An 8652-nucleotide genomic window follows, 5' to 3' on the forward strand; every position below is an offset into this window, starting at 1 on the left:
GAAGATGGGGGCGCTGGGGTTAGCCGGTGCTGCCGGCTACGGACTGAAACAGGTCGCTTATGGATTTCGGGAGGCATCCCGTCAGGCCTATAATCTTGATGTCTCGGCAAAAAATGCGGGAATGCGCGTTGACGATTTTACCCGACTTTCCGGGGCAATGCGTATTCTTGGGGCAGACAGCGAGAGCGCTAATGCATCAATAGAAGGTATTTTCAAAGCATTCAATGAGGCTGCCAGTGGTAAAAACGAGGGGGTTATGGCAGCGATGGCGCAAATTGGTGCTCAAATCCAAAAAAACAGCGATGGTTCAGTAAATACCCTTAAAACACTGGAGTCTATCGCAAAAATTTTTCCAACCTTGCGACCTGAACAGCAGAAGTCCGCCGCTGATGCACTTGGGCTGACGCCCGAATTGCTGGCGCTAATGCGTGACGGTGAGCGCATGAAAAAGCTGCTGGCGAAATCGGATGAATTTGGTCTGACTGTGGATCCGGCACTAAATCAGCAATTGAGTGAAGTGAACGGCACTATGAATGAGCTCAGCGCATCCTGGGATGGTCTGTGGCAACGTTCAAAAAACAAGGCACTTAAGACCATTCTTTCGGATGGTTCAGTCAAAGACGGCCTTGAAGGTGTTACCGATCTGTTCACTAATGGTGATTTTACTGGGCTGTCTCATGCTCTCGGTTTTATCAACAGCAATGATGCTGAGAAACTACGGCGCATTCAGAACGATAAGGAACTTTATAACAGCTTACCCCGCAGTGAACGTGGGCAGGTTGACGCGGGTTTCATGACTGATGCTGTAAGAAAGCGGTACGATGCGAATTACCGCGCGACCGATTCTGCGATTCAATTGCAGAATGACTTATCCGCTATCAGCCAGCCACAATCCAACGTTGCACGCGGCAATGTTCCTTACGGGGAAACAAGGAATAACGCAATTGGCTTCAGAAATAATAATCCCGGTAATTTGAGGGCTGCAGCAAACGCAACGGGTAAAAATGGCGGATTTTCTACCTTTGCGAATGATGCCGACGGAAGAGCTGCAATGGCGAGACAGCTGATGTTGTATGGTGACAGGGGGAATAATACTCTGGATGGGATTATTCATACCTATGCTCCGCAATCAGAGAATAATACTCGTGCATATATTGATTCCGTATCAAAAAGTACTGGGTTTGGAGCGCAGCAGCGTATTAATCTCCACGATCCTGATGTGTTAAAAACACTGATGGCAGCAATGATTAAACATGAAAGCGGAGCACAGCCGTATACCGAAAATGAACTGAGCGATTCTGTCCGGACGGCCATCATTGACGATCGGTGGAAGGGTTTACGTAGCCCGGAAGTTCTGGCTCAACAGCGATATGATATTATCTCAGGTTCGCAAACTGGAAATCGTGACTCCAGCACTCTTAGTAACCCGAGTGATGAAACTGATATTCTCTCAGGTTCGCAAACTGGAAATCGTGACTCCAGCACTCTTAGTAACCCGAGTGATGAAACTGATATTCTCTCAGGCTCGCAGAACAGAAATCGGGAATCCATCATTCTGAGTGATACGGGTAAGAAAAGTGATGAAAGTGTACTCGGCGACAATCTGGCTAAGTCTCTTAAAGAGGCAATGTCAGAACAACCACTTAAGCTCGAAATCACAATGGTTAATGATAAGGGTGAGCGAAAAACCTATAATGCGGAAAATAATGGCAGAATAACAACGGCCATGAATTACTGATCACTGTCGTCATTTCGTTAAGGAAGAAGTTATGAATGAAAAAGTTTTTGGAGCAAAAGCCATTTAGACTCCAAAGGTTTTTGCGCTTGTTTACCTGGTAATTGGCATTTTCCTCGTTTTTTCTGTTGTCTCAATGAATTTCACGGCGATTACGATATCGGTGGTAAGTGCATTGCTTTTACGTGTGCTTTATGAGTTCCTAATGAACTCATTCAAGGCGTCTGAGCATCTTTACAGGATCGCCGAATCTCTTGACCGTAATGGATCCAGCGATAAATAGATAAGTCATTTCAGTGCATATGTAAACCGCCGACATGGCGGTTTTTTTATTTCCGGAGGCGTGATGCCGTCAATTATCCAGGACGCAATAACTTCTCTTTTGGGGGGAGATACCAGCGATGACTGGCAGGGGCAGTTACGGCCCAGCTCATTCAGAGGTGTGCCATTTGCAATTGTTGCTGAGGAAGGGAGCCACGGCCGACGCCAGGCGGTACATGAATATCCCTACCGTGATACAGCCTGGATAGAGGATATCGGGCGGGCAACACGGCGATTTGTTATTCGCGGTTTCTTGATCCAGAACAGCCAGGTTTACGGCGGCGGCGATGCTATCACGCAGCGCCAGTCACTGATTGAAGCCTGTGAACAAAAAGGTAGCGGTACGCTTGTCCATCCGACACTGGGCGAATTAACGGTTTCCATCCCTGAGAATGGTTTGCGTATTTCCGGTTCGATGGAGAACGGGCGAGTATTTGAATTTACCCTGATGGCAATTGAATCAGGGCTTAAAGTGTTTGCTGTCACGGGCAGTACCGTTGCAGGCGCCACGGTGAAAACCAACTATCTGAAACTGGTCAGCACTGCTGTGCTGAGCACGATTGCCAGAGTTAAGAGTGAAATCCGCGGTGTCACACAGGCTATAAACACCATCAGAGGCACGGTCACGTTCTGGACTAACATGGTTGACAGCACCATCAGTCAGGTCACGAATCTCAGCAATGTCCTGAACTCCACGTTCGGGAATACCCGGTACGGACGTTACAGTAAAGGCTCTGTGGGCGGTAGTTCCTCTGCTGTTGCTGGCAAATCGTCAGTTGCTGATGTGGATGATGAGAGAGCACTGGCTGACAAGGTAACAGCCCAGTCGGTAATGGACCGGAAAAATGTTACCGACAGGTCGAGCCAGCTTAGCAGCTCCAACACACCTGATGAGTTTGTCCAGGGCGTCGCCGACGTGGTAAACGCAATTCTTAACAGCGCCGGCAGCGTTAATGACCGAATCACAGCGCTGGAAAAACTGGCTAATTCAATCAGCACGGAGTACCAGCAGTCCGACAGCAGCAAAGCGATTTCGGCGACCATGAACACGCTGATTGTTGTGCTATGTACTGGTGCCATGACCAGTGCCGCTGCGGACTCCAGACCAGCCAGTACAGACGAGGCAGAAGAGTTAACTCAACGAGTTTCTGTGCAACTTGATACGGCGCTGGTTCTGGCTGGAGACCGCGCGGACGATGATATGTATAACGCGCTTCTCGCCGTCAGATCGGCATTCCTTTCTACGATGAGTGAGCGTGCTTCTGGTCTGAGCGAGCTTCTGCAGGTTACTACCGCTCAGCCGCTTCCGGCGCTGACGCTGGCAAACCGATTATACCAGGATGCCACCCGTGCAGATGAACTGGTACAGGAAGCGCGCGTACCGCATCCGGCGTTTATGCCGACAACCATGAAGGTACTGAGGCAATGAATGCAGACAGCGATCTGGATGTTGTTTCTTTGACGGTCGACGGCAAAATCATCGAGGGGTGGGATTCTGTCCGGGTAACGCGGGGTATTGAGCGTTTTCCCTCTGATTTCGATCTTGGGCTAATGGATTACTTCCCTGGCAACGAAGATCGTCAACTCGTTGAAGAGGGAATGTCTTGTGAAGTTCGTATCGGAGATGATCTGACACTGACGGGATATGTTGATGACTGGGAACCCGCACTATCGCGCTCCCGCCATGAGGTCCGCGCCACGGGCAGGAGCAAATGTCAGGACCTGGTGGATTGCTCAGCCGAGTGGCCTAACAACGTCATCAATGCCAGTAATGCGCTTGAAATTGCTTCTCGCCTGGCATCCTACTACGGCATCACCGTAACCACGGATGTTGATGAACTTGTGAAGGTACCCCAGTTCACTCTGAACTGGGGTGAGTCTCCGCAAGAAGTCATCGATCGGGTGGCCAGATGGTCTGCTCTGCTTTACTACGATCAGCCCGATGGAAACCTGTTACTGACCCGGGTGGGAACACGTCGTGCGGCAAGTGGGATAGCCGAAGGGGTAAATGTCGAGCAGGCATACTACCGCAAATCGATGGCTGACAGGTTTTCAGATTATGTCGGTGTATCAATGAGCGTTTCTCCAATTGCAGGGTATTCGCCTGATACGGCCTATGACGCTGTGACTCTGGCAACGGCGAGAGATCCGGAGGCCGCCCGCATGCGGTACCGAAAACATATATCGATTGTGGAAAGTACCCTGATGGCTACTCAACAGGCACAAAGTGCGATCGACTGGGAAATGAACCGGCGGTACGGACGTTCAAAACAGCTCTCGGTAACCATCGATTCCTGGCGGGATAAAGACGGGAAACTGTGGGAACCAAACACATTGATCCCCGTTGATCTTCCCACCTTACGGTTGCCGAAGACTGAATTGCTACTGGCAGAAGTCACCTATATGCGCGATGACTACGGCACCCATGCACGCATGACGCTGATGCCGCCTGAAGCATTCTCCGTTCAGCCATATGCCTTCTACCAGAACCTGGCGGGATTCAATACATGAAGCAACTATTTAAACATGCAGCGACCAGGATCGCCGGCATGCTGGGGATTGGCCGGATCACGGCTATGAAAGATGGTGGGGTGGTGCAGTCTATCCAGTACCAGACTCCGCTGGAGGTGGCCAGCGCTCCGCGGATGGCAGAATTTGGCTTTTCATCCGGCCTGCCGTCAGGGACTGACGTGGTTCTGGCTTTTATTGGCGGTGATCGTTCCAGCGCGGTGGTAATTGCGTCCAACCATCAGGGGTTCCGTCATACAGGCCTGAAAGCGGGCGAAACGGTCATGTATAACCAGTGGGGCCTTAATATTCTCCTGACGGAGAAGGGGATCTTCCTGGATGCAAAGGGCCAGAATGTTGAGGTCAATAACGCCACTAACGTGACCATCAATGCCAGCCAGGGGATCCTTGCAAATACCCCGATCCTGAGGTGCACGGGTGACATTGTTGATAACTGTGAAACCAATACCCGAACACTGAAAGAGCTGCGGGATGCACATAATGACCATGATCATGTGGTTAAAAATGCCCAGAGTGGCAATGACAATATCCGCAGCCAAAAAACAGAGGATCAGGTGACATGAGTGACATCGCTTCATTCTGGAATGTGGATGAGATGTTTGCTGACTGGCAGAAAGGGCTGGGTGAACTCACCACGGGGAACGATTTACAGACTGCAATACTGGACAGCCTGTTTACCGACAGGCTGGCGCGCGCTGACGATGATTATGAGGATAGCGATCGCCGCGGCTGGTGGGGGGATTCCGGGGAGGAATCCCAACTGGGATCCCGGCTGTGGCTGCTACGGCGGAAAAAACTGACCCCGGATGTAGCAAAAAAAGCGGAGGAATACTCGAGTGAAGCGCTCAACTGGTTAAAGGTTGATGGCGTTGTCAGCGAGGTTATTCCTGTTGCAAGGATCGTCCTGCCTGACCGGCTCAATCTCATTATCCGCTATCAGGCACCGGGGAAGGACTGGCAGGAATTCAGGTTTTACTGGATATGGGAGCAACGTTAATATGTCGTTTAAACGACCGACGCTGAGCGAACTCCGCGACGGAAACCGGAAATTTATGCAGGCGGAGCTTGAGGATGTTGGTGCGCTCCTGCGCTTCGCGAACCTGAAGGTACTGGCTGACATGGATGCGGGGATGGGGCATCTGCATTACGCCTACCTTGACTATATTGCCCTGCAGACAAACCCGTTTACCTCTACCGATGAGTATCTCGCCGGGTGGATGGCCCTTAAGCAGGTATTCAGAAAACCAGCTGCAGCGGCGAAGTCGCCTGCGGTACAGGCTAGTGGCAGTGTTGACTGTATTATCCCTGTTGGCTCGATCATTAACCGCGGGGACGGATACCAGTACCGGACGGATGCAGATCTTAAAATTCAGGCAGATGGATTTGGTATCGTCGCGGTGACGGCCATACTGCCGGATATTACCAGTGATGTAACGGGTGGAGGCGCGCGCGGTAACGCTGATGCCGGGACCATAATGACCCTGGACGCGAATATTGCTGGCGTGGATCCACAGGTAACGTTACTGTCCGCTGCGACCGGCGGAGCCGATATTGAAACGGAAGAGGATTTTCGCAGTCGTGGCTTGCTGGCATGGCAGAATCCGCCTCAGGGTGGAAGCGACGCCGATTATAAAAAATGGGCGCTTGAGGTTTCGGGCGTCACCCGCGCGTGGGTAAAGCGGCGTCTGAACGGGGCCGGGACCGTTGGCGTGTATATCATGTGTGATCGGAATGACAATGGTGGGTTTCCGGTCGGTACCGACGGAATATCCCAACTTGAGGACTGGGGGGCTGTTAAAGCCACCGGAGACCAGCTCGCTGTCGCCGACCACATCTATCCGCAGCAGACAGACACTGCCATTGTTTTCGTATGTTCCCCGATCAAGAAAGTCATCAATATTGAAATCTCTGGGATCAAAAATGCCGACAGCACCACAGTTCAGGGGATAAAAGACGCGCTGACGGCGCTGTTTTTTGATGAAGCTAACCCTGATGGTTCTGGGAAAGTTTACCTCTCTGATATTAACGGGAGTATCGGCGGTGTTAGCGGCACGACGGGCTATATTCTTAACTCTCCGACGGCCAATATCACCTTTGCTGTTGGCGAAATTCCGGTGCTTGGCGGGGTTAATTTTGTATGAGCCTCTTTTCAAAAAATGATTATGCCGGTGCGCTTGGTGCGCTGCTACCGACGGGCAGGGCGTGGCCCCGGTCGCAAAGAACGGTACAGGCTGCGGTATTACGGGCACTGGGCAGCGCGTTTCAGCGTTCTGACAACGATGCGCAAAGCCTGATTACTGGTGCTTTTCCCCCTACAGCGACGGTAATGTTGTCAGAATGGGAAAGCTCTCTGGGGTTACCAGATGATTGTGCGATTGGTGAATCCGGTGGCGTCAGCGATCGCCAGCGCGCCGTGGTGGCAAAGTTAATCAGCACCGGCGGCCTGAACCGCGATTATTACATCCGGGTGGCTGCAGCTCTTGGTTATACCATCACTATCACACAGTTCCGGCCCGCTATGAGTGGCATGTCAGTATGCGGTGATGCGCTTAACGGTGACGAGTGGCCATTTACCTGGCGGATAAATGCGCCACAAACAACGATCAAGTATTCGCTTGCTGGCGCGTCCTACTGCGGAGATCCGCTCGCATCGTGGGGCAATAAACAACTGGAGTGTTCAATCAACAAAATTGCCCCATCCCATCTGAACATCATTTTCAATTATTCATAACTGATATTTCCCCCTCTGATTTTATCGCTTAACACTAAGTGAGGATTAACTATGCTCCGAATCGGGCAAGTCGAAGCCACTGCAACGCAGGATGGCAAATATACTGATGGAAGTGTTGCTGGTGGTATTGCCGCAACGAGGCTGCGGGCAGCAGCGTTTAATGCCATGCAGGAAGAGTTAGCGCATATCGTAGAGTCAGCAGGATTGGCGCTCGACATTAACGATATGACTCAGGTTTTAAAAGCCATTCAAAAACTCACACTGAGCCGTGCAAACCCATTTGCCGATATCAAATCAGATGGTGCAGCGGCGATTTCTACGGCTCTCACAAACCTTGGTTTGGGAGAAGCGGCTAAAAGGAATGTAGGGACAGGGGCGAATCAGATTCCCGACATGTCGAGCTTTACAAGTGGCACTGGTTGGGCATCTTTACCCGGTGGGACGATTATCCAGTGGGGAATTGCACTGTCTGGACAAATTGGCGATCCGCAACTCAATAATTTCCCAATCCCTTTTACGAATTACAGCACAGTTCAGCTTGTCGCCTCGTATGATAACGTGGGAGTTCAGAATGAGCCTTATAGCTTTGCAGTTCAACCTGTCAGCAATACTCAGTTCAAATTATTAAATTCAACATCATCCCCATCAGTTATTTACGCTCGATGGATCGCCATTGGGAGATAATTAAAATGAATAAATATTTATATGATGCCAGAACAAATGCTTTCTATCCGATAGCGATGAAAGAGATTTATGAATCAAATGGAATTAAATTCGATAATGTTAATGAAGTGGATGAAGAGCTGTTTATTGAGTTTTCAGGTGAACCACCGAAAGGGAAAATCCGCATTGTCGGTGAAGATGGATTTCCTGCATGGGGTGATATTCCTCCGCCAATGCCTGAGGAACAGATTGCCGCAGCCGAATTGAAAAAGCAGCAATTGATTAATCAGGCCAACGAATATATGAATAGCAAGCAATGGTCTGGTAAAGCGGCTATTGGTCGTCTGAAAGGTGAGGAACTGGCACAATATAATTTGTGGCTGGATTATCTGGACGCACTGGAACTGGTCGATACCACCAGTGCACCAGATATTGAATGGCCTGAAAAGCCATAGAACAACCAGTTTCCTACTTTGCCTAGAGATTGAGTAACAGATAATCTCTAGGCAGTTAATATTAACTATACTTTAATTAACCACTTTACCAAAGAAGATGATTTGCATTTCACACTCTCAGTGATTTTCTTAAATAAACCAGCGGTTGCAGTTGTAAAAAAAATAAACATAACTGCATTTATTATAAGATTTTCACTGTACATTACTCCAAGCAGTAC

Annotated in this window: 9 protein-coding genes; all 9 read left to right on the top strand. The window is 50.0% G+C overall.

The annotated features are described in order from the left end of the window. The coding region (locus INF68_RS21805) for a hypothetical protein (protein ID WP_193525448.1) at positions 1-1738 on the top strand (1738 nt) is incomplete at its 5' end. 343 nt (positions 1739-2081) lie between these two features. After that, the gene (locus INF68_RS21810) at positions 2082-3485 is read left to right on the top strand and encodes a DNA circularization protein (RefSeq protein ID WP_001139208.1); all 1404 of its coding nucleotides are present in this window, start codon (positions 2082-2084) and stop codon (positions 3483-3485) included. Further along, positions 3482-4567: a phage baseplate assembly protein gene (locus INF68_RS21815; protein WP_001548480.1), complete on the top strand. Its 1086-nt coding sequence runs from the start codon at positions 3482-3484 to the stop codon at positions 4565-4567. Before INF68_RS21810 ends, INF68_RS21815 begins: the two co-directional genes overlap by 4 nt. After that, positions 4564-5148 (top strand): phage baseplate assembly protein, encoded by a 585-nt coding sequence (locus tag INF68_RS21820; RefSeq protein WP_023568807.1) that lies wholly within the window; start codon positions 4564-4566, stop codon positions 5146-5148. Before INF68_RS21815 ends, INF68_RS21820 begins: the two co-directional genes overlap by 4 nt. Further along, the gene (locus INF68_RS21825; RefSeq protein WP_001279799.1) at positions 5145-5582 is read left to right on the top strand and encodes a phage GP46 family protein; all 438 of its coding nucleotides are present in this window, start codon (positions 5145-5147) and stop codon (positions 5580-5582) included. The genes INF68_RS21820 and INF68_RS21825 overlap by 4 nt, the downstream gene beginning before the upstream one ends. A 1-nt stretch (position 5583) precedes the next feature. Beyond that, on the top strand, positions 5584-6726 hold the full coding sequence (locus tag INF68_RS21830) for a baseplate J/gp47 family protein (RefSeq protein ID WP_193525449.1): 1143 nt from the start codon (positions 5584-5586) through the stop codon (positions 6724-6726). Further along, complete coding sequence (locus tag INF68_RS21835) at positions 6723-7316, top strand: YmfQ family protein (RefSeq protein WP_000051911.1); 594 nt, start codon at positions 6723-6725, stop codon at positions 7314-7316. The genes INF68_RS21830 and INF68_RS21835 overlap by 4 nt, the downstream gene beginning before the upstream one ends. 51 nt (positions 7317-7367) lie before the next feature. Further along, the gene (locus INF68_RS23350) at positions 7368-8000 is read left to right on the top strand and encodes a hypothetical protein (protein ID WP_227412943.1); all 633 of its coding nucleotides are present in this window, start codon (positions 7368-7370) and stop codon (positions 7998-8000) included. A 5-nt stretch (positions 8001-8005) separates the two neighbouring features. Then, positions 8006-8434: a tail fiber assembly protein gene (locus tag INF68_RS21845; protein ID WP_192856007.1), complete on the top strand. Its 429-nt coding sequence runs from the start codon at positions 8006-8008 to the stop codon at positions 8432-8434. Positions 8435-8652 lie beyond the last annotated feature (218 nt).

Origin of the sequence: Enterobacter cloacae complex sp. P16RS2 (assembly GCF_014982155.1) — a bacterium.
Lineage (GTDB): Bacteria > Pseudomonadota > Gammaproteobacteria > Enterobacterales > Enterobacteriaceae > Enterobacter > Enterobacter cloacae_M.